Source organism: Paraburkholderia phenazinium (assembly GCF_900142845.1).
In the GTDB taxonomy this organism is placed as follows: domain Bacteria; phylum Pseudomonadota; class Gammaproteobacteria; order Burkholderiales; family Burkholderiaceae; genus Paraburkholderia; species Paraburkholderia phenazinium_A.
Genome location: NZ_FSRU01000003.1, coordinates 79,591 through 106,405 on the forward strand (window position 1 = coordinate 79,591; position 26,815 = coordinate 106,405).

Here is a 26,815-nt window from a genome sequence, read left to right on the forward strand (position 1 = left end):
CTCAGGCAGGCACGATCGAGAGCTCGAGGCGCTTGCCCAGCGCAGCCAGGGCGGACGCAATCGTGTCGATCTTGGTCACGTGACCCAGGTTGATAACACGTTGAATCTCTTGCGGACGCGTGTGCAGACGCCTTGCCAACTCGGAAGGCGAGACTTTCTGAGCCAGCATCTCGTTGAGCAGCAGCACCTTGGCCGCAAGGCTGGCGGGTAATTCGACCAACGCTTCGCCGCGCCGCGCTCTGGACGGCAACGGCACCGGACGTTTGTCTTCAAAGTAAAAATCCATCGCCGTGGCCAATGCGTCGGCGGCCATGTCGCGCGCTTCTTCGAGCGTCGCGCCGGACGTCAACGCCTCGGGAATGTCGCGAAACGACACCGTAAATCCGGCTTCGTCTGCTTCGATGCGGGCGGGATAGCGAAACATAGATAACTCTCCGTGGTCCCTTGACGGGAAAAACTCGGGGTAGCGAGGAAGCCCCGGTTGGGGCTTGCCTTCAGTTGCAGTTCAATTGTTTGAGAATTGCTCTTCGAAGCGGCTCCGATATCTCGTGAGACGGATGCCTCGGCAGCGTGGTCTGCCGACCGTTCAGATACACCTTCAAATGCTTACTGCCTTGCTCGAAAGTCGCTCCCTGGTCAGCGAGCCAACGTTTGAACTCGCTTTGCTTCACCTTACCCCCGTGTCCGTGAACACACCGTCAATATAAACATAAATGTTTATATTTTCAATAGGCCACGCCGGCTCCGGCGAGAAGCAGTTGAACGACGGACACGCCGGATCGCCGCCCCGGCGCGCCCATTGACATGCCGCTTCCCGTCTTTTAGCGACCTGTCCCCCACTGCCGCAGCCCCGCGGCATGATAAAATTCGGATCCGCTCATCGAGCGGCCCAACTTGCACAATCGCCCGGCGCATCGCGCCTTTGCGGGGAGTGGGACCGGTCTGACATCGAGGCGCGCCTTCGCAAGCGCCCGACATCGCAACGACAATGGCACTATGCGTGCGCCCCGCTGGCGCGCGCGATGGAGAAAGGTATGGCGGGTCATTCGAAATGGGCCAACATCAAGCATAAGAAAGCAGCGGCAGACGCCAAGCGCGGCAAGGTCTGGACGCGGCTCATCAAGGAAATTCAGGTCGCCGCCCGCATGGGCGGGGGCGACATCGACTCGAACCCGCGTCTGCGGCTCGCCGTCGAAAAGGCGTATGACGCCAACATGCCGAAGGACAACGTCAACCGTGCCATCCAGCGTGGCGTCGGCGGCGTCGATGGCGCAAGCTACGAAGAAATCCGCTACGAAGGCTACGGCATCGGCGGCGCGGCGGTGATCGTCGACACCATGACGGACAACCGCATCCGCACCGTGGCGGAAGTGCGTCACGCGTTCTCGAAGAACGGCGGCAACATGGGCACGGACGGCTCGGTGGCGTTCATGTTCGATCACGTCGGCCAGTTCCTGTTCGCGCCCGGCACGGCCGAAGACAAGCTGATGGAAGCCGCCCTCGAAGCCGGCGCCGACGACGTGGTGACGAACGAGGACGGCAGTATCGAAGTGCTCTGCCCGCCGAACGATTTCCCGAAGGTGAAGACCGCGCTGGAAGCCGCCGGTTTCAAGGCGGAACTGGCCGAGGTGACGATGAAACCTCAGACGGAAGTGGAGTTCACCGGCGACGACGCGGTGAAGATGCAAAAGCTGCTCGACGCACTCGAAAATCTGGACGACGTGCAGGAAGTCTATACAAACGCTGCAATCGCCGACGAATAAGCCCCGCACGGGCGCCGGCAGCGGCGCCCGCGGGCGGTTCGCGGCGGATGGCACAGGTTTGGGGTGCCGTCTTTTGCGATCGCTTTTTGCAAACCCTTTTTTGCAAACCAGGTGCCTGACCACCGTTTTCTATGGTCGGCACTCCAGGTTAGCTGTTCGCCTTGGGCGAACCTTGCGGATATCCACGGCTCGCGCCAACGCGTCAGCCGTTCATGGTTTTTAAGTCTTCGGGGAATCACATGAAGTTACTCGTCGTCGGGTCCGGCGGTCGCGAACACGCGCTCGCATGGAAGCTCGCGCAATCGCCGCGGGTCCAGCTCGTCTACGTGGCTCCTGGCAACGGCGGCACCGCCCAGGACGAGCGTCTGCGCAACGTCGACATCACCGAGCCGGCTGCGCTCGCCGATTTCGTCGAGAAGGAACAGATCGCCTTCACGCTGGTCGGCCCGGAAGGTCCGCTCGCCGCCGGCATCGTCAATCTGTTCCGCTCGCGTGGCCTGAAGATTTTCGGACCCACGAAGGAAGCCGCGCAGCTCGAAAGCTCGAAAGACTTCGCCAAGGCGTTCATGAAACGTCATGCGATCCCCACGGCGGAATACGAAACCTTCTCCGACGTCGCCGCCGCCCACGCGTACCTCGACACCAAGGGTGCGCCGATCGTGATCAAGGCCGACGGCCTCGCCGCCGGCAAGGGCGTGGTGGTTGCGCAGTCGCTCGAAGAAGCGCACGCCGCGGTCGACATGATGCTGTCGGACAACAAGCTGGGCGACGCCGGCGCGCGCGTCGTGATCGAAGAATTCCTCGCCGGCGAAGAAGCGAGCTTCATCGTGATGGTGGACGGCAAGCACGTGCTGCCGCTCGCCTCGAGCCAGGATCACAAGCGGCTGCTCGACGGCGACCAGGGCCCGAACACGGGCGGCATGGGCGCCTACTCGCCCGCGCCCATTGTCACGCCGCAACTGCATGCCCGCGTGATGCGCGAAATCATCCTGCCCACCGTGCACGGCATGGAGAAGGAAGGCATCCGCTTCACCGGCTTCCTGTATGCGGGCCTGATGATCGACGCGCAAGGCAACCCGAAGACGCTCGAGTTCAACTGCCGCATGGGCGACCCCGAAACGCAGCCGATCATGGCGCGTCTGAAGGGCGACTACTCGAAGGTGGTGGAGCAGGCCATCGCCGGCACGCTCGACACGGTCGAACTGGAATGGGACCGCCGCACCGCGCTAGGCGTGGTGCTGGCCGCGCACAACTATCCGGACAGCCCGCGCAAGGGCGACCGGATCAGCGATATTCCGGCCGAGACCGTCGATTCGGTGACGTTCCATGCCGGCACCACGCTGGCCGACGACAAGCTGACCACCTCGGGCGGCCGCGTCCTGTGCGTGGTAGGGTTGGCGGATTCGGTGCGCAGCGCGCAGTCGGTGGCGTATGAGACCATCAACCAGATCTCGTTCGACGGCATGCAGTATCGCCACGACATCGGCTATCGCGCGCTGAACCGCAAGCATAGCTAAGCGCAGTCCAGACCGATCAACCCGCGGCGCGACCGGCGCGCCGCCCCGCTACCCTCGCATTCATGACCGATTCGAACTACGACGTACAGGCTGTACGTAGCTGGCTGCAAGGCCTGCAGACGCACATTGCCGAGACGCTCGGCGCGTTCGACGGCACGCCGTTCGCCACCGACGCATGGCAACGCGCGCCCGGCGAGAAGCTGCGCGGCGGCGGCACGACGCGGATTCTGGAAGGCGGCCAGTTCTTCGAGCGCGCGGGAATCGGTTTTTCGGACGTCGCCGGCGACGCGCTGCCGGGTTCGGCTAGCGCCGCGCGCCCGCAGCTCGCCGGCCGCGGTTTCGAGGCAATGGGCGTGTCGCTCGTGCTGCACCCGCACAATCCGTACTGCCCGACCGTGCATATGAACGTGCGGCTGCTGATTGCCACCAAGGCGGGCGAAGCCCCGGTGTTCTGGTTCGGCGGCGGCATGGATCTGACGCCGTACTATGGCTTCGAGGAAGACGCGCAGCATTTCCACCGCGTCTGCCGCGACGCGCTGGCGCCTTATGGCGCCGACCTGTATCCGCGCTTCAAGCGCTGGTGCGACGAGTATTTCTTCCTCAAGCACCGCAACGAAGCGCGCGGCATTGGCGGGATTTTCTTCGACGATTTCTCGGAGCCCGGCTTCGAACAGTCGTTCGCGATGGTCAAGAGCGTCGGCGACGCGTTCCTCAATGCGTACTTGCCGATCATCGAAAAGCGCCGCAATCTGCCGTACGGCGAAGCTGAACGCGATTTCCAGACGTACCGGCGCGGCCGTTACGTCGAGTTCAACCTGGTGTTCGACCGTGGCACACTGTTTGGACTGCAGAGCGGCGGACGCACCGAGTCGATTCTGATGTCGATGCCGCCTGTGGTGAACTGGCGCTACAACTGGCAGCCGGAACCCGGCACGCCGGAAGCGCGCCTTTACAGCGACTTCCTCGTGCCGCGCGAGTGGGTCTGACGGGTTGGGCCAACCGCCAGCCCCCGGACGCGCCCGCGCCGTCACGACAAAGGACTCTCACCTGAAGCCGAACGCTCACCCCGCTGCCCTGCCCCGCCGGATTGGCCTTCTTGGCGGCACCTTCGATCCGATCCACGACGGCCACCTCGCGCTTGCGCAACGGTTCGCCGAGGTGCTGCAACTGACCGAACTGGTGCTGCTGCCGGCCGGCCAGCCATGGCAAAAACCGGACGTCTCGTCAGCGGCCGACCGGCTCGCCATGACCCGCGCCGCCGCCAGTTCGCTGGTGCTGCCGGGGGTCAAGGTGAGCGTCGCCACCGACGAGATCGAACACGACGGCCCCACGTACACGGTCGAGACGCTGCAGCGCTGGCGCGAACGCGAAGGGCCGCAGGCTTCGCTGGCCATGTTGATCGGCGCCGACCAGCTGGTACGGCTCGATACGTGGCGCGACTGGCGCCGTCTGTTCGAGTTCGCGCATATCTGCGCGTCGACCCGCCCCGGCTTCGAGCTCGCCTCGATTCCGCAGGCCGTCGCCGCCGAGATCGCCGCACGTCAGGCGAGCGCGGACGTATTGCAAGCAACACCCTGTGGTCATCTGCTGATCGATACCACGCTGGCCTACGACGTTTCGGCCACCGACATCCGCGCGCATCTGCGCGAACGTCTTGTCCAGCATGCCGGCGGCCAGCAACAGAACGAGGCCGCGAGCCATGTCCCCACCGCGGTGTGGGACTATATTCTTCAACATCATCTGTACCACCGGTAACCCTATGGATATTCGAAAACTGCAACGCGCGATCGTCGACGCCCTCGAAGACGTGAAAGCGCAAGACATCAAGGTGTTCAACACCAGCCACCTGACCGGACTGTTCGACCGCGTGATCGTCGCCTCGGGCACCTCCAACCGTCAGACCAAGGCGCTCGCTTCCAGCGTGCGCGAGAAGGTCAAGGAGAACGGCGGCGAGGTCATCAGCACGGAAGGTGAAGACGTCGGCGAATGGGTGCTGGTGGATTGCGGCGACGCCGTGGTGCACATCCTGCAACCGGCCCTGCGCCAGTACTACAACCTCGAAGAAATCTGGGGCGACAAGCCGGTGCGCATCAAGCTGACGAGCTCCAGCCCGTTCGGCGGCGCCCGCGCCAGCGAGCCGCTCGACGAAGACGAAGAGGACGACGAACCGGCCGCCAAGCCCGCACGCAAGACACCGGCACGCCGTCGTTAAGCAGGTCGATCAGCGCGTCGTTAAGCGCGCCGATCCGCAGGTGACAGGTTTGCCGTACGCGACGCCGACTCAACGCTCACGATTCCATCCGCGATTTCATCCGTCATGAAGCTGCACATCCTCGCCGTCGGCCACAAGATGCCCGACTGGATCGCCACCGGCTTCGACGAGTACGCGAAACGCATGCCGCCCGAGCTGCGTATCGAGCTGCGCGAGATCAAGCCCGAGCAGCGTTCCTCGGGACGCTCGGCGGAGAGCGTGATGGCAGCGGAGCGGCAAAGGATCGAAGCCGCGTTGCCGAAGAACGCGCGCATCGTCGCGCTCGACGAACGCGGCAAGGACTGGACCACGATGCAGCTCGCCGCCGCGCTGCCCCGCTGGCAACAGGACGGACGCGACGTCGCGTTCCTGATCGGCGGCGCGGACGGGCTCGATCCCGATCTCAAGGCGCGTGCCGACATGCTGCTGCGCGTCTCCAGCCTGACGCTGCCGCACGCCATGGTGCGCGTGCTGCTCGCCGAACAGCTTTACCGCGCGTGGACCATCACGCAAAATCACCCCTATCACCGCGTGTGAGCGCACGACGACGCTGAAGGCCGAGCCGGGCTGAGGGTGAGGGTGAGGCTGAGGTCAGGCCAAGCGCCAGCGGCCGCTGGATGCAGCAACGCCTGCGACGTGTGCAGGCACCCTGCCGGCACCCGGGTACGCGTTGCGTTCAGCGCCTCGCGTCTTGCGTAGACGGTGTCTGCGATCGTTGCGCTCGCACGCGATTTTCCCAATGTGCCCCTTGCTGTGCGCTTGATGTGCGTTTTTCGCGCGCATCGTTCGCACGCCTCCCTTCATGCAACACGCCTTACTGAGACCCTATATGGCTACGTCCGCTGCCGCGCTGCATCCGTTCGTCTACCTTGCGTCCCAAAGTCCGCGCCGTCAGGAACTGCTGCAGCAGTTAGGCGTGCGTCACGAGCTGCTGCTGCCGCGCCCGGATGAAGACGCCGAGGCGCTCGAAGCCGAGTTGCCCGGCGAACGGGCGCACGACTATGTGGTGCGCGTGTGTCAGGCCAAGGCCGTGGCCGCGCACGCACGGCTCACTGCGGGCGGCCATGCGCACGCGCCGATCCTCGTTGCGGACACAACCGTTACGATCGACGACGCGATTCTCGGCAAGCCCGTCGACGCCGACGATGCCGTGGCCATGCTCGCGCGTCTCGCCGGACGCGAGCATGAGGTGCTGACCGCGCTCGCCGTCGTCGACGCCGACGGCACGCTGCTGCCCGCGGCTTTGTCGGCCTCACGCGTGCGTTTTGCTGCAGTGCAAGCCGACGCGCTGCGACGCTACGTAGCAAGCGGCGAGCCGTTCGGCAAGGCGGGCGCCTACGGCGTACAAGGGCGTGCGGCGGAGTTTATCGAGCGTATCGAGGGGTCCTATTCAGGTATCATGGGTTTGCCTCTTTTTGAAACCGCTGCACTCCTGCGTGCGGCGCGCATCGACTTCTAGAACAACACCATGAATGAAGAAATCCTGATCAATGTCACGCCGCAGGAAACGCGCGTCGCGCTGGTCCAGCAAGGCGCCGTCCAGGAACTTCACGTTGAACGCACCCTGTCGCGCGGACGCGTCGGCAACGTCTATCTCGGCAAAGTGGTTCGCGTGTTGCCCGGGATGCAATCCGCTTTCATCGATATCGGCCTCGAGCGCGCAGCGTTTCTGCATGTGGCCGACATCTGGCATCCGCGCATCGCGGGCGAGCCGCAGCATCAGGTCGCGCATCAGCCGATCGAGAAGATCGTCTTCGAAGGCCAGACGCTGATGGTCCAGGTGGTCAAGGATCCGATCGGCACCAAGGGCGCGCGCCTGTCCACCCAGGTCAGCATCGCCGGCCGCACGCTGGTCTATCTGCCGCAGGAACCGCACATCGGCATTTCGCAAAAGATCGAAAGCGAGGCCGAGCGCGAAGCGATTCGCGCGCGTCTGACTGCCGTGCTGCCCGCTGACGAGAAAGGCGGCTACATCGTGCGCACGATTGCCGAGGACGCCACCAGCGAGGAGCTGGCCGGCGACGTGGCGTATCTGCGCAAGACGTGGGCGACGATCCTCTCGCAAGGCCAGCGCATGCCGCCCACGAGCCTGCTGTATCAGGACCTGAATCTTGCCCAGCGCGTGCTGCGCGACTTCGTCAACGACGAGACTTCGCGCATCCAGGTCGACTCACGCGAGACCTTCCAGATGCTGTCCGATTTCGCGGCGGAGTTCACGCCGGCGGTGTCGTCGAAGCTGCATCACTATACGGGCGAACGACCGCTCTTCGACCTGTACAACATCGAAGCGGAAATTCAGCGAGCCTTGTCGCGGCGCGTCGATCTGAAGTCGGGCGGTTATCTCGTGATCGACCAGACCGAAGCCATGACGACCATCGACGTGAACACCGGCGGCTACGTCGGCGCACGCAACTTCGACGATACGATCTTCAAGACCAACCTCGAAGCCGCGCATACGATCGCGCGGCAATTGCGGCTGCGCAATCTGGGCGGCGTGATCATCATCGACTTCATCGACATGGAGAACACCGAGCATCGCGACCAGGTGCTCGGCGAGTTGAAGAAGGCGCTGTCGCGCGATCGCACGCGGGTTACCGTCAATGGCTTCTCGCAGCTTGGGCTGGTGGAGATGACACGCAAGCGCACCCGCGAGTCGCTCGCGCACGTGCTGTGCGAGCCTTGCCCGGTGTGCCAGGGTAAGGGGCAGGTGAAGACGCCGCGTACGGTGTGCTACGACGTGCTGCGCGAGATTTTGCGCGAGTCGCGCCAGTTCAATCCGCGCGAGTTCCGGGTGGTGGCCTCGCAGCAGGTGATCGATCTGTTTCTCGAGGAAGAATCGCAGCATTTGGCTATGCTGATCGATTTTATCGGCAAGCCGGTGTCGTTGCAGGTGGAGTCGAATCTGAGCCAGGAGCAGTACGATATCGTGCTGATGTGAGTCTGCAAGCTCATTCATCAAGGTTTTACGCATCTACCATACCTCCGATTCTCTCCTGGCTAATTATCGCGGCAGGGTGATCTCAGTCATCGCCTGTGCCGCCGATCACACCGAGCCCAGAAATAACGATTGGAAAGACTTGCATCGTCAGACGCCACGTTTCGGTTTAGCATTCGATGATGGCTCACGACAAAGACAATGCTTTCTTCGCACGACTTATTACTCCGATGCTCGAGCAGTTGCGGCGCATTGCGCGTGGCACTCGTGGTGAGCACTCGATTGATGATCTAAAAGCCGAAGCATGGATAGCGGCTCACGACATTCAACACGAGGAAGGCATCGAGTTCGAGCCAGAGGACGATGGTTTTCAGCAAGCCATCCTATCGAAGTTACGAAAGACGTTCGGCAAGTTCGCAAACCGAAAAATGCGATTTGCATTGCAACTCGATCATGAGCAACCAGGCAATGACGGGGAGTTTCTTCCGAACAGCGTCGCAGCGAGCTTGGCAGGGCCGCAGAGCTATGAGCCGGAAGTTGCCTTGGAATTGGCAGAAGAGCGGGCTGTGCACGAACTCTGCTTGATCGAGCGATTTACCGAGGCTGTCGCCTACCTCCGCACATTCAGCCACTTTGATCACGACAAGCGCGCCATCGCGACGTATCTCGCAATCCCGATGAGCACCCTTGAGACTCGGCTCCGGTGCGCCGAGCGCATTGCAGCCAGTCAGCGGTCCATATTTGACCGTGTCGAGGTCGTGCCACTGGACTTTATGCCACGCCGCGGTCGTTTTCGGTCTGTGCCACGCCGGGTACCCACCAGTTGGCGGCTCGCATGTATCGCCCGTCGACCATTGCAGTTGCGCTTGCTCTCGCAATGGCCGGCCCTGTTCCACGGTCGTGACTGATCAATGAAAAGCCCCGCTCGGGGCAGGGCTATGAGGGATCATCTCCCAAAGCGATTAGGGCGAGAATGTCGGCAAACGCCTGAACGTCCAGGACGCCTTCTGCGACGGCAACCATATCGTCTTCGAGTCGGGCGTTGCGCTCCACCGTGATGTCCTGCAGCTTTAGATAAGTCAGTGCAGCGACAAGAGCGGTGCGCTTATTGGCATCATTGAAGATATGGCCGCGAGCTATGGCCACCGCGTACATCGCAGCCGTCCCGAACACATCGTTCAAATGTGCATAGAGAGCCCAGTTGTCGACTCGTACGAGTGCACTTTCGAGTCCAGCGAATCCCGGACCCGCGAATCCACCCAGACCGGGTTCTTCCCGTAAGATTTCTTCGTGGATTTGAAGGACGAAAGCCGCGTCCAGCACAAGTTATCGCTTGGCGAGCGCTTTGATGACGTCTCGGTGCTCGCTGATGACTGCTCGAGCGGCTGCGATAACCGTGCGACGATCCGCTTCGGTGATGACGCGGACGACATTCTTCGGAACAATCATCGGACGAGCGGAACCCGACACGGACTTCTTTGTGTCTTTGGTATTCACTGTGACTCTCCGGTGGTGGGTTTGGGGGTGTTGAGGCTACGTGTTTGACGGCATTGCGGCTCGAAAGTTGAGCCGCAAATTAGTCACAATTGCAAGTATTCTACCGTCCTTGTCGGCCTTGTGTGCAGCGCGTCACTTTTCGACACTAAATTTCTACACCAATTTTAGCTATCAAAATCCACGACCCGTTTCGGTGTTGTAAGTCAGATGCCATCTTCCGGGACGATTTCAAGGCGTACCGTGCGACCGACCACCCAGTCTGGCAAAGGCTTCCGTTGCAACTGATTGCACCGCGGGTGGTCGAGGAGCATTTGACACAAAAGTCTATAAATAGACTTTTTGGCAGAAAGATCCGCGCAGCAGCCGATCATCGCCGCCGCCACTCACCTCACCCCACCCGCCCCACCGGTGGAAAACGCTTCGCACTCCGGCCAAACGACACGCGCCGAAACCGCTCCTTCTTATGCTCGTCTTCAAAGTGCGCGAGAGACGGCTTGACCAGATCGCTACGCGAGACGATACCGATCAGACGCAAGCTCTCCCGGTCCGCGACGACCGGCAGCCGTTCGAGACCATGGACCGCCAGCCGGGTGGCGACCAACCGGCACGTTTCCCCGGGTAACGCCACCACCGGCGCGCTGCCGCGCAACACATCCACAATGCGCGCGCCGGAGAACCGGCTGCCCTCATCGTCACGAACCCGTTCGAGCGCGGCGCGGTCCACCATACCGGCCACCGCCCCATCCGCCACCGCCGGATAAGCACGATGCGTCTGCGTAGCGCCAAAGAAAGTCGCCAGCGCATCGCGCACAGACAGATCAGCGTCGATGGTCTCCACAGAAGACGACATCACCTCGTCAACGTAGTGACGCTCGAGCGGATCGACACCGTACTCGCGGTAAATGTGATATCCACGCCGTGCGATCTTCTCCGTCATGATGGAGCGCCGCATGACGACGGTCGCGAAGCCATGCGCCACCAGCGTGGCGGCAAGCAGCGGCAACAAGGCGTTGCTATCGTGCGTCAGTCCAAAAGCAAAGACGATGGCCGTGAGCGGCGCGCCGAGGGTCGCGCCAAGCGTTGCGGCCATGCAGACAAGCGGCCACAGCGCCGGTTCGCCGCCGGGCAGCACGTGGCCCAGCACGGTTCCAAGCCCTGCGCCCAGCATGAGCAACGGCGCGAGCACGCCGCCCGAGGTCCCGGAGCCTAGCGCAACCACCCAGATAATCGCCTTCACAACCAGGATGGCGACGGCGATCTGCAACACGATGTGCTGGTGCAGCAGGTCGCCAATGACGTCGTAGCCCACTCCGAGCGCACGCGGCTCGATAAATCCGCCAATCCCAACGACAAGACCGCCAATGGCGGGCCACCACATCCAGTGAATCGGCAGTTTGCCGAACAGATCTTCCGTCTTGTACAACGCAGCCGATAGCCCCGAAGCTAGCGCTCCGCTCAACAGACCGGCAATCACGCAGGAGACAAGCGACAGCGCATCGGGAGGCGCCGTTTCGAGCGGAAACAGCGGGCCTGTGCCGAAGAAGGCCGCACGCGCAAAACCGGCGACCGCGCAGGCCAACGCGACCGGCAGAAAACTGCGCGGCCGCCATTCGAACAGCAACAACTCCACGGCCAGCAGCACGGCGGCCACGGGCGTACCGAACACGGCCGTCATGCCCGCTGCCGCCCCGGCGACCAGCAGCGTCTTGCGCTCAGCCGAGGTCACCTTCACGCACTGCGCAATCAACGAACCCAGCGCACCGCCGGTCATGATGATCGGGCCTTCTGCGCCGAACGGGCCGCCACTGCCAATCACGATGCCGGACGACAGCGGTTTGAGGATCGCAACTTTCGGCGACATGCGGCTCTTGCCGAACAGGATGGCTTCGATCGCTTCCGGAATGCCGTGTCCGCGGATTTTCTCCGAACCGTAGCGCGCCATGAGTCCCACGATCAGACCGCCCGCGACCGGTATCAGGATCACCCAGGCGCCGAGCGTGTTCTGCGCCGGCGACCGGTCCGCGAAAGACAGGATGCCGAAGAAAAACAGATTGGTGAACAGGTGAATCAGACCGAGCAGCACGAACGCCGCAAGCGTGCTGAGTGCGCCGATTCCGGCTGCGAGCACGGCAATCCCGGGAAGCCGCGCGTTGGACGAGAAGTCACGCTTGTGAGTGTCGTGCGTCATGATCAATCCACACCGATCTGGGGAACGTTGAAGGTGCCCTTGAGCGATTTCAATTCGGCACGATGCATTTCAGCGAGGCGGGAGAGCACCTGCTCGCCCGCCTTCAACAGATGAACCTCAACCTGACGGCGATCCGTCTCGCTGATCCTGCGCTCGACGAGATCGAGCGCCTCGCAGCGGGACACGAGTGCGACGACACCGTGGTGCTGCGCCTGAAGCCGTTCGGCAAGCTCGCCGACGGTCGCCCAATCACGCTCCGGATAACCCTTGATGTGCAGCAGCAACAGATACTGCAACGGCGTAATGCCTTCACCCTGGGCGGCCTGTTCGGAGAAGCGCTCAAAACGGCGCATCTGATAGCGAAACTCGGATAGCTGCTCAAAGTCCGCCTTTTTCAGGCCGCGAGCTAGGGTCTTCATCGGGATTCCGTCGAAAGGGGTACGGACGAACTATATCACGTTGTGATACTTATGTCCATATTCAGACGCGGTGGCAAGAGGCTGCAACTAGGCACCGTGCCCGTGACTCCCCTTCTCGCTATCCAGATGCGCCATCTGCGCAGCCGCATAGCGCTCACCCGCCGCAGCGCCCTCCGGCACCGCCTCAGCAATCGCAGCGAGGTCATCCTTGCTCAGTTGCACATCCGCCGCACCCAGCGCCTCCACCAAACGGTCGCGCCGGCGCGCGCCAACCAGCGGCACGATATCGCTGCCTTGCGCGGCGACCCAAGCTATCGCGATCTGTGCGACCGTCACGCCCTTCGCTTGCGCCACCTTGCGAAGCGCCTCGACCAGCGCGAGATTGTGGTCGACGTTCTCGCCCTGAAAGCGCGGGCTCACTGAACGGAAGTCGCCCTTCCCTGCAGACTCTTTAGTCCAGTGCCCCGAGATCAAACCGCGCGACAACACGCCATACGCCGTCACACCAATCCCCAGCTCGCGGCACGTCGGCAAGATCTCCGCTTCGATGCCTCGCGAAATCAGCGAATATTCGATCTGCAGATCGCTCACCGGATGCACCGCTGCCGCACGGCGGATCGTTGCCGCGCCCATCTCGGACAGGCCCACGTGCCGCACATAGCCGGCCTTGATCATGTCGGCGATCGCGCCTACGGTGTCTTCGATCGGTACGTTGGGATCCAGCCGCGCGGGACGGTAGATGTCGATATGATCGACGCCCAGGCGCTGCAACGAATACGCCAGAAAATTTTTCACCGCCGCCGGACGCGCATCGTTGAGCGACCAGCCACCGGCGGGATCGCGCATCGCGCCGAATTTCACGCTGATGATGGCCGAGTCGCGCCGCGACGGCGGCGCGCTTTTCAGCGCCTCGCCGATCAGTATTTCGTTGTGACCCGAGCCGTAGAAATCGCCGGTATCGAGCAGCGTCACGCCCGCTTCGAGCGCGGCGTGAATCGTGGCGATACTCTCGGCGCGGTCGGACGGACCATACATGCCCGACATGCCCATACAGCCCAGCCCCAGCGCCGAACTCTGCGGGCCAGTCTTACCCAGTTGAAGTTGCTTCATGCTAGTCCTCGGTAGGTGCGCCACATGGGCGGCGCTTGACCCGAAGTATCAGCCGATTTTCGGCGTGCGATAATCCCTCCCAATTCGAATGGCCTGTGCGGAAACTCGAACAATGCAGGAACCCGACCTCTCCGACCTGAAAGCCTTCGTCGCCGTGACGCAGGCGCGCGGCTTCCGCCATGCCGCCTCGACCCGCGGCGTCTCCGCCTCGTCGCTCAGCGAAGCGATTCGCCGGCTGGAACAGCAACTGGGCGTCAGGCTGCTCAACCGCACGACGCGCAGCGTCACGCCTACCGAAGCCGGCCAACGGCTTTACGAACGACTTGCGCCCGCGTTCGGCGAAATCGCCACCGCGCTCGACGCAGTCAACCTGTTCCGCGAGAGTCCCACCGGCACGCTGCGACTGAACGTGCCGTCGATTGCGGCACGCGAGATCCTGCCTGCCCTTATCTCGCGCTTCCTCGCCGCGCATCCGGGCATCACCGTGGATATCGGCAGTAACGACACCTTCATCGATATCCTCGCGGCGGGTTTCGACGCCGGCATCCGCTACGACGAGCGCCTCGAGCGGGACATGATCGCCGTGCCGATCGGCCCGCGCGTACAACGCTTCGTCGCCGCGGCCGCGCCGTCATACCTGGCGACACGCGGCACGCCGCGGCATCCGAGCGAACTGGTGAACCATGCATGCATCGGACACCGCTTCGACAGCGGCGTGCTGGCAACATGGGAATTCAGGCGCGGCGCTGAAGTGGTGCGAATCGAGGCGAACGGACCGCTAATCGCCTCGGTGATCGAACTGGAACGGGGCGCGGCAATCGCCGGACTCGGCATCATCTATTCGTTCGACGAGTTTCTGCGGCCCGCAATCGACAGCGGCCAACTCGTGCCGGTGCTCGAAGCATGGTGGCAATCGTTCAGCGGACCGTTCCTCTACTATCCCAGCCGCACGCATATGCCCGGCCCGCTGCGCGCCTTTGTGGACTTCATCCTGGAGAAGAACGGTTCGGAGTCCAAAGATACGGCCTGAAGGCGCATGCAGTGCCATCGCGTCGGGCGGTGCAACTGCACGATCTTCCATCAAGCGGCAGACGTCCGCAGCTTTGCGGCCAGCGCGAGAACCTTCCCGTACCTAACCAGACAGGCAAGGGAAAGCGTTTTGTCAGGAAATCTTCCCAAGACCCTGAGACGCCTCGTTAAAAAAATTCTTCCCCGAGCGACGGATTCCGCTCTGCGATGCCGTTAAAGGCAACAAAGGCGCGCGTGCGACTCAACGAGTCGGCGAGGCTTGCATTTCGCCGACATCCAGCCGGCTCGCCCGTCTGCATTCGCAACCTGTTCTCCGCATGAATCTGGAAGCCATGACTACTCGAATCCTTCTCGTTGACGACGACCTGGAACTACGCACGCTCCTGTGCGACTATCTGGGACGCCAGGGCATCGAGGTCTCGACGTTGCATGATGCAGGCACGCTGCAACAGCGGCTCGAACATGCGCGTCCGGACGTGGTCGTCCTCGACGTCCTGATGCCGGGCGTGGACGGACTCACCGCGCTGGGGCGCTTGCGCACCTCGGGCGACGACATTCCCGTCATTCTGCTGACCGGCCGCTCCGACGACGTGGACCGGATCATCGGGCTCGAAATGGGCGCGGACGACTACATCAGCAAGCCATTCAATCCGCGCGAACTGGTCGCACGCGTCGAGGCCATTCTGCGGCGCCGGCGCGCGGTGCCGTCGCCCGCTGCACCGGAACAGCGCAAGCCGTTCGCGTTCGGCCGCTTCAAGCTGGACTTCCAGTCGCGCACGCTAAGCGTCGACAACCGCACGCTGATCTTGTCCGCAACGGAATTCGCGTTGCTCAAGGTCTTCATCAATCATTCGATGCGCACATTGACCCGCGATCGCCTGATCGAACTCCTGTACGGCCCGGAGGGCGATCGCACCGATCGCGGCGTCGACGTGCAGGTCTGGCGTTTGCGGCAAGTACTCGAGGTCAATCCGTCCACGCCGCGACTGATCCAGACGGTGCGTGGCCGCGGCTACGTCTTCGTTCCGGACGGCGAACAACATGCCACGCAACAACCCGCCGTTTTCAGCTAAAGGTCTCGCAAGGCTTGCCGATACCCTAACTAGGGGACGCTAGCCAACCTTGCGATTGCTTCCCGAGAAAGCGCACGCCGTTGTGCCGCTTGATGGAAAGTCACCGCAACGCCAACCCAAACGCACGTACAGGCGCAGGCGCATCAATGAAGCCGGTCGCCCGGCACACTGCGTTGCGGCGCGCCGCGATAATGGTTTTCGAAGGTTTCGTGCATGCGCCTGAGCAGCGTGAGGTACGGCCGGCCCCGTTCGGTGCCGACCAGTTGCGCGGCTAAAGAATTCGTCTCGTCCCAGAGCCGTTCGAATTTTTCGCGTGCTACGGTAACGGGTAGCCGCGAGGCCATCAGGTCCGTGAAGTCCTTGTCGATTGCCTCAGGCGTACGAGCTGGCTTTGCCGTGGTATCGGGCATGGTGGGGTCACCGAACACGTTTCAGGTTGTCCGCGCCGTGGCTTCAACCACTGCGCTCGCGGAAGACGTTCGAACTTGCTGCAAGATCGGAAGAGCGGGACAACGCTTCGATTGAACGACGGTCAGAAGCGCATCCGGGCACCCAGACATTGTACTGTCACGGCAGTGCAAGACTGGCTCGGCAGAATCCCGGTCACAATGAAAATACAGGCAACGGGGCAAGAGCGTGACCAGTAAATATAAGGTGCTGTTTCTCTGTCGAGAGAACTCAGCACGCAGCATCATTGCGGAGGCGCTTTTGCGCGAGCTCGCGGGCCACCGCTTCGACGTCTTCAGCGCGGGCTCCGATCCGGCCGCACGGGTTCATGCGCTTGCCATCGCGCAACTGCGTCCCGGCATCTCCGACCTCGGCCTGCTCACGCCCAAAAGCTGGCTCGAATTCACGGGTCAATGGGCGCCGCACATGGACCTGATCGTCGCGCTCGATGAGCGCGTCGCCGAATACCATGCGCCGGAGTTCCCGGGCAAGCCGCTGTTCGTCCAATGGGATTTCGCCGATCCGCTCGCCGAAGGGATGACACTGGAAGAGCGCACCCGTTCGTTCGAAAAGGTCTTCTGGCAAATCGTGCGCCGGGTCACGCTATTCATGGAGCTGCCCCGCTACACGTCGCCTGTGGTCTTGAGCGCACCCAGCGCCGAGCCCGTCGCGCACGAGCGCGATATCGTCTGTCCAGGCTGAAGAACCGCGCGCACTGCACAAATTCAATCGTTTCATCCACTTGCGGTGTTTGCCCGCGAGTTGTCCACAGCCTTACAAACAAATTATGTGGACAACTCCGAGCGCGGAACGGCGGGATGGTACGGTCCATGCAGTAAGCGGGCGCTGCTCGAACGGCGCCAAACCGCCTGACCTGAACACACTCATGATGGTAGAAAATCAGCAAGCTCTGCACCGCCCTCGCGCGGCGGACGGACTATGCTACGGCCATCATGAAAGCCAATACCGAACGCGACTACCATCGACGGATCGCCCGTGTCATCGAGGCGATTCTCGCAGACCCAGGTGCGCCACATACGGTGGATAGCCTCGCCTCGCTCGCGCATCTCTCGCCGTATCACTTTCATCGCATCTACCGAGCCATCACGGGCGAAAGCATTGCCGAGACCGTGCAGCGCGTACGGCTCGCCCAGGCCGCCTATCGCCTGACGGTTGCAGGCGATTCGGTCACCACGATCGCAGGCAATGTGGGCTACGAGAGTCCACAAGCCTTCTCAAGAGCGTTTCGCGGCTTTACCGGTGTCAGTCCAAGCGCATTCCAGACTCGCCAGAAACAACTCACCGCGCCGTTCGTCGAACTCGTCGAACTCGCGCCGCACGACGTTCTGTGCCTTCGCCACAACGGACCCACCGCCACCATCAGCCAGACCTTCAGGACGCTCTGGCAGACACTCGGTTCCGGTATGAAGTCCACCCAGGTCCAGGGCAAGATCGGCATCGTTTCAGGGGATCCCGAGGACGAACGGGGCGATTTCCGCTACCTCGCCGGCGTCGTTCTGGATGCGCCAGTCGAAGCAACGGGTTCGCTTGAGGCGGTGCGGGTCGAAGGCGGGCTATACGCGGTCCACCGGCTCGTCGGTCCCTACGCGTTGATCGGATCCACGTTTGCGGCACTGTTCGGCGGCTGGCTGCCGCAAAGCGGCTACGAACCCGACGACCGGCCCGCACTCGAGTTTTATCGGAACCAGCCTGCCCCCGACGGGCAACACGAATGCATCACCGACCTCATGATTCCCATTCGAAAGGAGTGAGTATGCTGCGTCGTTACCTCGTTGCGGTTGCGGTCCTGGCTAGCTGTTACGCAGGCGCGGCGCTGGCCGCGGACGGCGACAGCGTGGCGCCCTATCACGTCGGCGCCGCCATGCGCGTCATTCATCCGCCCATCGCCCGCGATTGGCGCGGTGCGCAGACCAAAGCGCTCGTGACCAACATCTGGTATCCGGTCGACCCCACTGTTCCAGAGACGGCACATGATATCGGCGACCCCGCTCACGCCGTGTTTGAAGGACATCCGCGCGCAGTCGACGCGCCGCTCTCGCCCGCACACGCAACCTACCCGCTGCTTCTGCTGTCGCATGGAACCGGCGGCAGCGCCGCCAGTCTCGACTGGTTGGGCGCCGCGCTCGCCGCGCACGGCTATATCGTGGCCGGCGTGAATCATCCGGGCAATAACGCGCTGGAACCGGTGACCATCGACGGCTTCATCCTCTGGTGGGAGCGCGCCACCGACGTCAGTGAAGTGCTCGATAGCGTGCTCGCCGATCCGACGCTCGGCGCCCATATCGACACGAGCCGCATCGGTGCAGTGGGCTACTCGCTCGGCGGTTATACGGTGCTTGAGCTGGCAGGCGCGCGAACCGATCAGAAGCACTTCCTCGACTTCTGCGCCTCGTCCGCCGCCGACGCGATCTGCCACCCACCGGAGATGAAGCGTCTCCCAGACGGCCCGCGTGTACCGGACCATTTGTCGGCGGAGACGACTGCCTCGATGGCGCGCTCGAGCGAGTCCTATCGCGACGAACGCATCAAGGCGGTGTTCGCCATCGCTCCCGCATTGGGCGAGGCATTCAATCAAGACTCCTTCATTGACGTTCACATTCCCGTGTCGCTGATGGCCGGCACGGAAGACAAGATCGCCCCCGTGCAAACCAACATCCACCGTATAGCCGGCTTGCTGCCCAATGCCACGGTTCAGATGGTTCCGGGCGCCGGGCATGAGACCTACCTCGATACCTGCTTGCCCGGCATGGGCGATCGCCTTCCCGCGACCTGTAACGACGGCCCCGGCGTCGACCGCGATGCCGTTCATGCACAGGCCGTCGAAGAGGCGCTCGCGTTCTTCAAGGACACGTTGCCGGTACAGACACAATAGCCCGGCTCCGTTTGAGCGAGCATTCGATCCGATCCTTCGCATGCCGAATGAACGATATGCCCCACGCGAGGCCTATCGTTCGGCGCGTGGTCAAGGCACGAGGCGGTCCGGGTCGCGTGGGACAAACGCCGCCTCCTTCACGTTCGAAAGCCCCAGCAACTTCGCGATCACCCGCTCGACACCCAGTCCGAATCCACCGTGCGGCGGACAGCCGTAGCGGAAGTTGTCGAGGTAGTGCGTGATGGAGTCCAGTTCGACACCCTTCTCGACCGCCTGCCGACACAGCGCACCGTAACGATGCTCACGTACCGCACCGGTCGTGATCTCGATGCCCTTGAAGATCAGATCGAAGCTCTTCGTCACGCCCCGTTCCCGATCCCACGCGTGATAAAAGGGACGCTTGCCGATCGGGTAGTCGCTCACGAAGATCAGGTCGCAACCGAGCACCTTGTACAGCAGGCTTTCGCCCTCGTCCGGCAGGTCTTGCGCCGGCCCGAGACTCATGCCGTGGGCCGACAGAATCTCCTTGGCCTCGTTCAGGCTCAAGTGTCTGACGCTGGGGTCGAGCGGCAAGTCGACACCGAATAGCGCCTTGACCTCTCCCGCAAACGCTTCGAGTCCGGCAAAGGCATAACGCAGCATCTGCTCCTCGAATGCCATGACCTGTGCGGTTTCGAAGACCCAGGCGAATTCGACGTCGAGACCGGTGAACTCGGTCAAATGCCGGCTGCTCCGGCTCTCTTCCGCGCGAAACACGGGGCCGATCTCGAAGACGCCCTCCAGCCCGGAAGCAATCCCCATCTGCTTGTAGAACTGCGGCGATTGCGCAAGGAAGGCCTGCGTGTCGAAGTAGCTCACTCGAAACACCTGGGCGCCGCTTTCGCTGGCGTTGCCCATCAGCTTCGGCGTGTGCAGTTCCGTAAAGCCTCGCCCCAACGCAAACTCGCGGCACGCGAATTCAAACGCGCTTCGCAAGCGCAGCATCAGTTGCCATTTGGGCGCCTTCAGGTCCACGACGCGATAGTTGAAGCGAAGATCGACGCCGCTCGCCTCGGTGACCGGATACGGCTGCGCCTTGGAGAAGATCTCCACGGATTGCACCTGAACCTCCACGCCGAACGTCTTGCTCTGCGCGGCGGCGACAACCGTGCCGGTGACTGCAAAGGTCGAACCCGCGAGCAGTTGTCCCACTTGCGCATGCTCCGCGACCGAGATCTTGTCGACGACCAGTTGAAGCTTGCCGGTCGCGTCGTGCGCAAGCAGGAACTGGAGATTCTTCTGATCCCGCAGCACGTCCAGCGTCAGATACAGGGTGACCACTTCACCGATGTGCTGCTTCACGTCTTCGACTAACGTCCTCATGGTTTTCTGCCTTGATGAAAAGCGTGCGGAAATAAAAAAAGGCACTCAGTTCATGAGTGCCTTTGGCTTGACGGTGCTTATTTTTCAACAGACAAATAATCTCCTGTCACCCAAAGGCGACATATTATTATTGCGGTCGAGACGGCTAAAACGACACATGGTCTGGAGAAAAATAGTCAACGTACGGATCGGTTATCAGCATGCCGGCATGCGTTGCAGATGCACCGGTCAAACTAACGAGCGTCTAAGGTAACAAAGTTCCGGCGAAAGCGCAAAACTCCTGTTTGTCCTGACGATGGCTTCGGCGACGGCCTGGCGTCGTCGGGTCACAGCAGCGCACACCCAACACAATGCATCACCAAGCAGGGGCAACACTCATGAGCGATCCCACCCGCGCCATTCACCACGCGGCCGCTGAAGGCTACACCACCACCGCCGACAACTATGTGCGAGGACGGCCCGACTATCCGCCTGGCGTCGCCGACTGGCTGCGCGATGCGCTGGGTTTGCGGGCCGGGCGCACGGCACTCGATCTCGGCGCGGGCACCGGCAAGTTCACGCCGCGTCTCGTGGCAACCGGCGCAAGCGTGATCGCCGTCGAACCGGTCGCACAGATGCGCGCCAAGCTGTCCGCCGCCTTACCGCAGGTTCGGGCACTCGCCGGCACGGCCGAGGCCATTCCCCTGCCCGACGCGTCCGTCGACGCCGTCGTCTGCGCCCAAGCCTTCCACTGGTTCGCCACGGCGAACGCGCTCGCCGAGATTCATCGTGTGCTGAAGCCGGGTGGCAAGCTCGGGCTCGTCTGGAACATGCGGGACGCGCGAGTGGGCTGGGTTGCGCAACTCGATCAGATCGTCAACCGTGTAGAAGGCGACACGCCGCGCTATTACACGGGGGCATGGAGAAAGGCGTTTCCGTTCGACGGTCTGGGGCCGTTGCACGAGCAACATTTCTCGCACGGCCATACCGGCTCGCCTGAGGACGTGATCGTCATGCGGGTGCGTTCGACCAGTTTTGTCGCGGCGTTGCCCGAGGCGGAACGCGCGGAAATCGACGCACAGGTACGCGCCTTGATTGCGGCGACGCCCGAGCTCAGCGGCAAGGAAGTAGTGACGGTTCCGTATGAAACCGCCGCGTTCTATACGGTGAAAGAGAACTGATCCATATCAGGAATCCGAAGCGTATGCGGTGGCGCGCACTGCGTGCGCGGCCACCTTGCCGCTGCCCGTGATCCGCGCGGTTCGCCACCTGGTTCGCCGCTCAGTTCGCCGCTCAGTTCGCCGCCGTACGCATGGCCCGGTATTCGCGACGCACGATATCCATCAACTCCGCCACCGACGTGCTGGCCGCTTCCTTCTCATAGGTGACGCGGCCGCGCTGCATCAGCATGACGCGGTCCGCAATATCGAGCGTCTGTGCGTAGTTGTGCATGATCATGACGATCGACAAACCGCCCTTCTCTTTCAGACGCAGCACCAGGTCGATGATCAGGCCGGCTTCGCGCGCCCCCATGGCGGCCAACGGTTCGTCGAGCAGCAGGATCTTCGCATTCGAATTGACCGCGCGCGCCACGGCAATCGCCTGGCGTTGCCCGCCGGAAAGCTGCTCGACCGGCAGATCGACCGAAGGCACTCGCACCCCGATCTCTTCGAGGCATTCCGCAGCACGGGCGCGCATCGCCCGGTTATTCAGCAGGCGGAACGGACCCGGATGAATGATCTCGCGGTTCAAAAACATGTTGTGATAGATGCTCAGCGAATTCGCCAGCGCCAGGTCCTGATAGACGCATTCGATGCCAAGCGAGCGCGCGTGATCGACCGAGCGCAGCAGCGTCTCCTCGCCGCCTATAAAGAGCTTGCCGCTGGTCTGCTGATGAAAGCCGGTGAGGATCTTGATCAGCGTCGATTTGCCCGCGCCGTTATCGCCCAGCACGCCGAGAATTTCTCCCTGCTTGAGCGTCAACGACACGCCATCGAGCGCGGTCACCGCACCGAAGCGTTTGACGATCTCTTCGCCGCGCAGCGCATACGCCACCTCGGACATCACGACTCTCCCTTACTTGCGCGCGAGACGCACGACGTGGATGTTGAAGATCATCGCCGCCAGAATCGCCGCGCCGAGAATCATGTTGAAGGTGAACGCGTTAATGCCGATCAGCGTAAAACCGTCGTTCAGAATGCCCAGCACCGCTGCGCCGATCAGGCCGCCGATGATCGTGCCCGACCCGCCCGCGAGCGGCGTCCCGCCGATCACGGCTGCCGCCACCGCGAGAAACATGATCTGGTTGCCGCCGGCTTGCGGATCGATCGACGTAATGCGAAAGCCTTCGAGAATTCCGGTAAAACCCGCCAGCACTGCCGCAATGATGAAGTTGCCGAGCTTCAGCCGCCTCACGTTGATACCCGCTTCGCTCGAACCCAAAGGATTCGCCCCGGACGCGATCGTATGCAGGCCCCAACGCGTGTTCCGCAACAGCACGTGCATGACCACGGCGATCGCGATGGTCCAGATGATCTCGCTATACCCCCAGGCGCCCATGAAGGCGGCGAAAGCATTGTCCCCCGGCGTGGATACCGGAGTGCCGCGCGAGATGGTCAACGTGAGCCCGTTGATGAAGAACAGCGTGCCAAGCGTCGTCACGAACGAGGGAATTCGCAGGTAGACCGTCACTGCGCCATTGATCAACCCCACCACGCCCGCCGCCGCCACGCCCGCGATCAGCGCGATCCAGGTCGGCGCGCCCGCCTCGTTCGCAAAGTGCATGATGAACGGCGCAAACGCGAACACCATGCCGGCGGAGAGATCGATCTCGCCGCCGATCATCAGCATGATTTCGCCGCACGCGATGATCGCCACCGGTGCGATGAACTGCGAGAGGTTTTCGAGGCTGGCGCTGGTCAGCAGAAAGTCGTGATTGGCGATTTCGAAGTAGGCGGCCAGAATCAGCGCGACCGCCAGAATGCGAATCTCACTGGAACGTCCGATCGCGCCAGGCCAGCGCCTGACGCGATCGCTGGATTTCGTCGTATCCGTCACCGATGACATTACGACTTGATCCCACCGCTACGCGGCACGATCTGCGACTTCGTGCTCTTGCCTTCGTAACGCGTTTCGGTGTTCAGGTACGGATCGACCGTGCCCTTGGTGACGAACTTCAGGCCGGAGTTGACGTTGGCCGGTCCCACCAGGCCGCCCGAGGCGAGGAACGTGAACGCTTCCACCACGGTATAAAAGCCTTGCACGTAGGGCTGCTGATCGATCGTGAAGTCGAGGAAGCCGTCGTGAATCAATTGAACCGTGCGCGGCAACAAGTCGAAGCCGCCGCCATGCACACCCTTGGCCGGCAGGTTCGATTCCTTCATCACCTCGGCCACGCCTTGCGTGCTGCCCGCGTCGACCGCGAACATGCCTTTCACATCCTGATGCCCGAGATAGAACGACTTGATCTTCGAGAGCTCTTCGTTGACGGTAGCGCCCGTTGCAATCGTCTGGATATCGATCTTCTTGCCGGACTTCTTGATCGCATCCGACGCGCCGTCCAGCCGCGGCTGGATGTTGAGCTGCCCCGGCGTGGCGATAAAGAGTGCGACGGTCCCGCTGTCGACCAGACTGACAATGCGCTCGCCCATCTGATAGCCCGACAGGTACAGGTCCTGGCCGATGTACGCGAGCCGCGGGTTGCTGCTGCCGCGCGGCGCATCGGCGTTATAGGCGAACACCGGAATGCCGGCGTCCAGCGCTTTCTGGATCGGCCCATCGAATGCCTTGGGATCGACGATCGGCACGGCAATCGCATCGGCCTTGGCGGCAATCGCGGCGTTCAGCGCGTTGACCATCTCGCCGACGTCGGCGTTCGCGGAACCCGTCCACTGGTAATCCATGCCCAGCAATGCACAGGCATCCTCAATACCGTATTGGGTCGGCACAAAGAAGGGATTGGTCGTCACGTGGTTGACGAAAACGATCTTCCACTTCTTGTGCGAGGGGAACGGCGCTGCATCGGCTGCGAATGCCGGCGTCGATACACCGCCTAGCATGGCCATCGCCGCAGCGAGGCCCACGCCTTGCAGCAAACCGCGCCGCATGCCCTGCACTTCACCCCGTCCTTCGTCCTGCTTGTCTTCCCGTTCCTCGGCCATGTCACTCTCCCGTCGCTCAGTTGTTCGAACTCACTGCTCATGACGGCACAGGCCGGGAAAGCGCCGTTGCCGGGCATTACCGCGTCGACGGAGGCGCCTGCTCACATGCACGCGCCTCCGCATGACAATCCACCAAAAATGCTATATCAGGCACCTACGCCGAATAATCGATGTATACCCTTAACTAGTCGGACTATTTCTTGCGCTATGACTTTGAAGTCAGCGGGATTGTTCAGTTGACCTTGCAGATTGGGCGCGCCGCGTGGCGAACACATGACAGGTCGTAAGCATTTCGCGCGCACCATCCACCGTCTTGCAATGCAACAAAGTGACGAAGCGCGGGTGGCCCGCTGGCGGAGCGCTTGAACCTGCCGCACTCCCTTGTCTATATCGGCGCTCCACCTGGCGCGAATAGTATTACTATCGTCAAAGTCTAAGGAGACAGCCCCATGAAGGACGCCAAACGCCCGCTACGCTCGGCCCAATGGTTCGGCACCGCCGACAAGAACGGCTTCATGTACCGCAGCTGGATGAAGAATCAGGGCATTCCTGATCACGAGTTCCAGGGCAAGCCGATCATCGGCATCTGCAATACCTGGTCGGAGCTGACGCCGTGCAATGCGCACTTCCGCAAGATCGCGGAGCACGTCAAGCGCGGGGTGTTCGAAGCGGGTGGCTTCCCCGTCGAATTCCCGGTGTTTTCCAGCGGCGAATCGAACCTGCGCCCCACCGCCATGTTCACGCGCAATCTCGCGAGCATGGATGTGGAGGAGTCGATCCGCGGCAATCCGATCGACGCGGTGGTCCTGCTCGTCGGTTGCGACAAGACGACGCCGGCGCTTCTGATGGGTGCGGCGAGCTGCGACGTACCCGCCATCGCGGTGAGCGGCGGCCCCATGCTCAACGGCAAGCATCAAGGCCGCGACATCGGCTCGGGCACCGTTGTCTGGCAGCTCAGCGAGCAGGTGAAGGCGGGCAAGATCTCGCTGCATGAATTCATGTCCGCTGAAGCAGGCATGTCGCGCTCCGCGGGTACTTGCAACACCATGGGCACCGCCTCGACGATGGCGTGCATGGCCGAAGCGCTCGGCGTCACGCTGCCGCATAACGCAGCGATTCCCGCGGTCGATTCGCGCCGCTACGTCCTCGCGCATATGTCGGGCATGCGCATCGTCGAGATGGCGCTTGAAGACCTGCGACTGTCGAAGCTGCTGACGCGCGAAGCCTTCGAAAACGCGATCCGCGTTAACGCGGCAATCGGCGGCTCGACGAATGCCGCGATCCATCTGAAGGCGATCGCCGGACGCATTGGCGTGAACCTCGAACTCGACGACTGGACGCGCATAGGCCGCGGCACGCCCACGTTGGTCGATCTGCAGCCGTCGGGCCGTTTCCTGATGGAAGAGTTCTATTACGCGGGCGGCTTGCCGGCCGTCATCCGGCGCCTCGGCGAGGCCGCGCTGCTGCCGCACCCCGCAGCACTGACCGCTAACGGCAACACGCTCTGGGACAACTGCAAGGACGCACCGCTCTTTAACGACGAAGTGATTCGTCCGCTCGACAAACCGCTCGTCGCCGACGGTGGACTCTGCGTGCTGCGCGGCAATCTCGCGCCGAACGGCGCGGTGCTCAAGCCATCCGCATCGACGCCTGAATTGCTCAAGCATCGCGGCCGCGCCGTCGTGTTCGAAAGCTTCGAAGACTACAAGGCACGCATCGCCGACCCCGATCTCGACGTGACAGCCAACTCCATCCTCGTGCTAAAGAACTGCGGTCCCAAGGGTTACCCCGGCATGGCCGAAGTCGGCAACATGGGGCTGCCGCCCAAACTGCTGGCGCAAGGCGTCACGGATATGGTGCGCCTGTCCGATGCGCGCATGAGCGGCACGGCTTACGGCACGGTGGTATTGCACATCGCGCCCGAGGCACGCGCCGGCGGTCCGCTCGCGGTGGTCCGCGACGGCGACTGGATCGAGATGGACTGCCACGGCGGACGACTGCATCTGGACATCAGCGAAGCCGAACTGGCCGCGCGGCTCGCCGCATGGAAGCAGACGCGGCAACCGGTGCCGGCCGATGCGAGCGGCTACCGCAACCTGTATGTCGAACACGTGTTGCAGGCGGACCAGGGCTGCGATTTCGACTTCCTGGTGGGCTGCCGCGGTGCAGAGGTGCCGCGTCATTCGCACTGA

General features: G+C 62.6%; 28 protein-coding genes. 16 read left to right on the plus strand and 12 right to left on the minus strand.

All coding sequences use genetic code 11. The annotated features are described in order from the left end of the window. Nucleotide 1 precedes the first annotated feature (1 nt). Nucleotides 2-424, minus strand: a complete 423-nt coding sequence (locus BUS12_RS33960; RefSeq protein WP_074301907.1) for a type II toxin-antitoxin system HicB family antitoxin — start codon at nt 422-424, stop codon at nt 2-4. Between the two features lie 70 nt (nt 425-494). Then, nucleotides 495-671, minus strand: coding sequence for a type II toxin-antitoxin system HicA family toxin (locus BUS12_RS33965; protein ID WP_074301908.1), 177 nt, complete (start codon nt 669-671; stop codon nt 495-497). 363 nt (nt 672-1,034) lie between these two features. Here BUS12_RS33965 and BUS12_RS33970 point away from each other — a divergent pair, with 363 nt between their 5' ends. The 9 genes from BUS12_RS33970 to BUS12_RS34010 all read left to right on the plus strand — a co-directional run bounded on the left by BUS12_RS33970 (nt 1,035) and on the right by BUS12_RS34010 (nt 9,374). Continuing rightward, the gene (locus tag BUS12_RS33970; RefSeq protein ID WP_074301909.1) at nt 1,035-1,763 is read left to right on the plus strand and encodes a YebC/PmpR family DNA-binding transcriptional regulator; all 729 of its coding nucleotides are present in this window, start codon (nt 1,035-1,037) and stop codon (nt 1,761-1,763) included. 239 nt (nt 1,764-2,002) lie between these two features. Continuing rightward, complete coding sequence (gene purD, locus BUS12_RS33975) at nt 2,003-3,280, plus strand: phosphoribosylamine--glycine ligase (RefSeq protein ID WP_074301910.1); 1,278 nt, start codon at nt 2,003-2,005, stop codon at nt 3,278-3,280. A 62-nt stretch (nt 3,281-3,342) separates the two neighbouring features. Then, a complete protein-coding gene (hemF, locus tag BUS12_RS33980; protein ID WP_074301911.1) occupies nt 3,343-4,266 on the plus strand; it encodes an oxygen-dependent coproporphyrinogen oxidase in 924 nt (307 codons plus the stop codon). 61 nt (nt 4,267-4,327) lie between these two features. Continuing rightward, nucleotides 4,328-5,035, plus strand: a complete 708-nt coding sequence (locus BUS12_RS33985) for a nicotinate-nucleotide adenylyltransferase (protein ID WP_253190316.1) — start codon at nt 4,328-4,330, stop codon at nt 5,033-5,035. Nucleotides 5,036-5,039: 4 nt separating this feature from the next. After that, a complete protein-coding gene (gene rsfS / locus BUS12_RS33990; protein ID WP_074301913.1) occupies nt 5,040-5,492 on the plus strand; it encodes a ribosome silencing factor in 453 nt (150 codons plus the stop codon). A 105-nt stretch (nt 5,493-5,597) separates the two neighbouring features. Beyond that, the gene (gene rlmH, locus BUS12_RS33995) at nt 5,598-6,068 is read left to right on the plus strand and encodes a 23S rRNA (pseudouridine(1915)-N(3))-methyltransferase RlmH (RefSeq protein WP_074301914.1); all 471 of its coding nucleotides are present in this window, start codon (nt 5,598-5,600) and stop codon (nt 6,066-6,068) included. A 292-nt stretch (nt 6,069-6,360) separates the two neighbouring features. Beyond that, nucleotides 6,361-6,990, plus strand: a complete 630-nt coding sequence (locus BUS12_RS34000; RefSeq protein WP_074301915.1) for a Maf family protein — start codon at nt 6,361-6,363, stop codon at nt 6,988-6,990. A gap of 9 nt (nt 6,991-6,999) precedes the next feature. Beyond that, complete coding sequence (rng, locus tag BUS12_RS34005; protein WP_074301916.1) at nt 7,000-8,469, plus strand: ribonuclease G; 1,470 nt, start codon at nt 7,000-7,002, stop codon at nt 8,467-8,469. A 176-nt stretch (nt 8,470-8,645) separates the two neighbouring features. Then, nucleotides 8,646-9,374, plus strand: a complete 729-nt coding sequence (locus BUS12_RS34010; RefSeq protein ID WP_083640782.1) for a hypothetical protein — start codon at nt 8,646-8,648, stop codon at nt 9,372-9,374. A 28-nt stretch (nt 9,375-9,402) separates the two neighbouring features. Here the strand turns inward: BUS12_RS34010 and BUS12_RS34015 are convergent, their stop codons facing one another. The 5 genes from BUS12_RS34015 to BUS12_RS34030 form a co-directional block, all read right to left on the minus strand. Continuing rightward, the gene (locus tag BUS12_RS34015) at nt 9,403-9,789 is read right to left on the minus strand and encodes a type II toxin-antitoxin system death-on-curing family toxin (RefSeq protein ID WP_074301917.1); all 387 of its coding nucleotides are present in this window, start codon (nt 9,787-9,789) and stop codon (nt 9,403-9,405) included. 3 nt (nt 9,790-9,792) lie between these two features. Then, a complete protein-coding gene (locus BUS12_RS39040) occupies nt 9,793-9,963 on the minus strand; it encodes a hypothetical protein (protein ID WP_171991767.1) in 171 nt (56 codons plus the stop codon). Between the two features lie 388 nt (nt 9,964-10,351). Next, nucleotides 10,352-12,151 (minus strand): chloride channel protein, encoded by a 1,800-nt coding sequence (locus tag BUS12_RS34020; protein WP_074301918.1) that lies wholly within the window; start codon nt 12,149-12,151, stop codon nt 10,352-10,354. 2 nt (nt 12,152-12,153) lie between these two features. Then, complete coding sequence (locus BUS12_RS34025; RefSeq protein WP_074301919.1) at nt 12,154-12,570, minus strand: MarR family winged helix-turn-helix transcriptional regulator; 417 nt, start codon at nt 12,568-12,570, stop codon at nt 12,154-12,156. A gap of 87 nt (nt 12,571-12,657) precedes the next feature. Further along, nucleotides 12,658-13,680: an aldo/keto reductase gene (locus BUS12_RS34030; RefSeq protein ID WP_074301920.1), complete on the minus strand. Its 1,023-nt coding sequence runs from the start codon at nt 13,678-13,680 to the stop codon at nt 12,658-12,660. Nucleotides 13,681-13,792: 112 nt separating this feature from the next. On the opposite strand from BUS12_RS34030, the gene BUS12_RS34035 reads away from it, so the two are divergent. Together BUS12_RS34035 and BUS12_RS34040 are read left to right on the plus strand one after the other, a co-directional pair. Then, entirely contained in the window at nt 13,793-14,710 is a 918-nt protein-coding gene (locus tag BUS12_RS34035) for a LysR family transcriptional regulator (protein ID WP_074301921.1), read from the plus strand. Between the two features lie 331 nt (nt 14,711-15,041). Continuing rightward, nucleotides 15,042-15,782, plus strand: coding sequence for a response regulator (locus BUS12_RS34040; protein ID WP_074302712.1), 741 nt, complete (start codon nt 15,042-15,044; stop codon nt 15,780-15,782). A gap of 143 nt (nt 15,783-15,925) precedes the next feature. On the opposite strand, the gene BUS12_RS34045 is transcribed toward BUS12_RS34040, so the two are convergent. After that, nucleotides 15,926-16,192, minus strand: coding sequence for a hypothetical protein (locus BUS12_RS34045; protein ID WP_074301922.1), 267 nt, complete (start codon nt 16,190-16,192; stop codon nt 15,926-15,928). 226 nt (nt 16,193-16,418) lie between these two features. On the opposite strand from BUS12_RS34045, the gene BUS12_RS34050 reads away from it, so the two are divergent. The 3 genes from BUS12_RS34050 (at nt 16,419) to BUS12_RS34060 (ending at nt 19,122) form a co-directional block, all read left to right on the plus strand. Continuing rightward, nucleotides 16,419-16,931: an arsenate reductase ArsC gene (locus tag BUS12_RS34050; protein WP_074301923.1), complete on the plus strand. Its 513-nt coding sequence runs from the start codon at nt 16,419-16,421 to the stop codon at nt 16,929-16,931. Between the two features lie 251 nt (nt 16,932-17,182). After that, nucleotides 17,183-18,001 (plus strand): AraC family transcriptional regulator, encoded by an 819-nt coding sequence (locus BUS12_RS34055; RefSeq protein ID WP_074301924.1) that lies wholly within the window; start codon nt 17,183-17,185, stop codon nt 17,999-18,001. Between the two features lie 2 nt (nt 18,002-18,003). Beyond that, nucleotides 18,004-19,122, plus strand: coding sequence for an alpha/beta hydrolase family protein (locus BUS12_RS34060; protein WP_074301925.1), 1,119 nt, complete (start codon nt 18,004-18,006; stop codon nt 19,120-19,122). Nucleotides 19,123-19,212: 90 nt separating this feature from the next. On the opposite strand, the gene aspS is transcribed toward BUS12_RS34060, so the two are convergent. Continuing rightward, nucleotides 19,213-20,484, minus strand: a complete 1,272-nt coding sequence (aspS, locus tag BUS12_RS34065; protein ID WP_074301926.1) for an aspartate--tRNA(Asn) ligase — start codon at nt 20,482-20,484, stop codon at nt 19,213-19,215. Nucleotides 20,485-20,861: 377 nt separating this feature from the next. Between aspS and BUS12_RS34070 the strand changes: the two genes are divergently transcribed. Continuing rightward, entirely contained in the window at nt 20,862-21,644 is a 783-nt protein-coding gene (locus BUS12_RS34070) for a class I SAM-dependent methyltransferase (protein WP_074301927.1), read from the plus strand. Nucleotides 21,645-21,756: 112 nt separating this feature from the next. Here BUS12_RS34070 and BUS12_RS34075 read toward each other — a convergent pair whose 3' ends face one another. From BUS12_RS34075 to BUS12_RS34085, 3 genes are read right to left on the minus strand one after another with little or no spacing between them, the layout of a single operon-like run. Beyond that, a complete protein-coding gene (locus BUS12_RS34075) occupies nt 21,757-22,527 on the minus strand; it encodes an ATP-binding cassette domain-containing protein (protein WP_074301928.1) in 771 nt (256 codons plus the stop codon). 12 nt (nt 22,528-22,539) lie between these two features. Next, on the minus strand, nt 22,540-23,529 hold the full coding sequence (locus BUS12_RS34080) for an ABC transporter permease (protein ID WP_074301929.1): 990 nt from the start codon (nt 23,527-23,529) through the stop codon (nt 22,540-22,542). Next, the gene (locus BUS12_RS34085; RefSeq protein WP_074301930.1) at nt 23,529-24,623 is read right to left on the minus strand and encodes a sugar ABC transporter substrate-binding protein; all 1,095 of its coding nucleotides are present in this window, start codon (nt 24,621-24,623) and stop codon (nt 23,529-23,531) included. Before BUS12_RS34085 ends, BUS12_RS34080 begins: the two co-directional genes overlap by 1 nt. A gap of 449 nt (nt 24,624-25,072) precedes the next feature. Here BUS12_RS34085 and BUS12_RS34090 point away from each other — a divergent pair, with 449 nt between their 5' ends. Continuing rightward, nucleotides 25,073-26,815, plus strand: coding sequence for an IlvD/Edd family dehydratase (locus BUS12_RS34090; protein ID WP_074301931.1), 1,743 nt, complete (start codon nt 25,073-25,075; stop codon nt 26,813-26,815).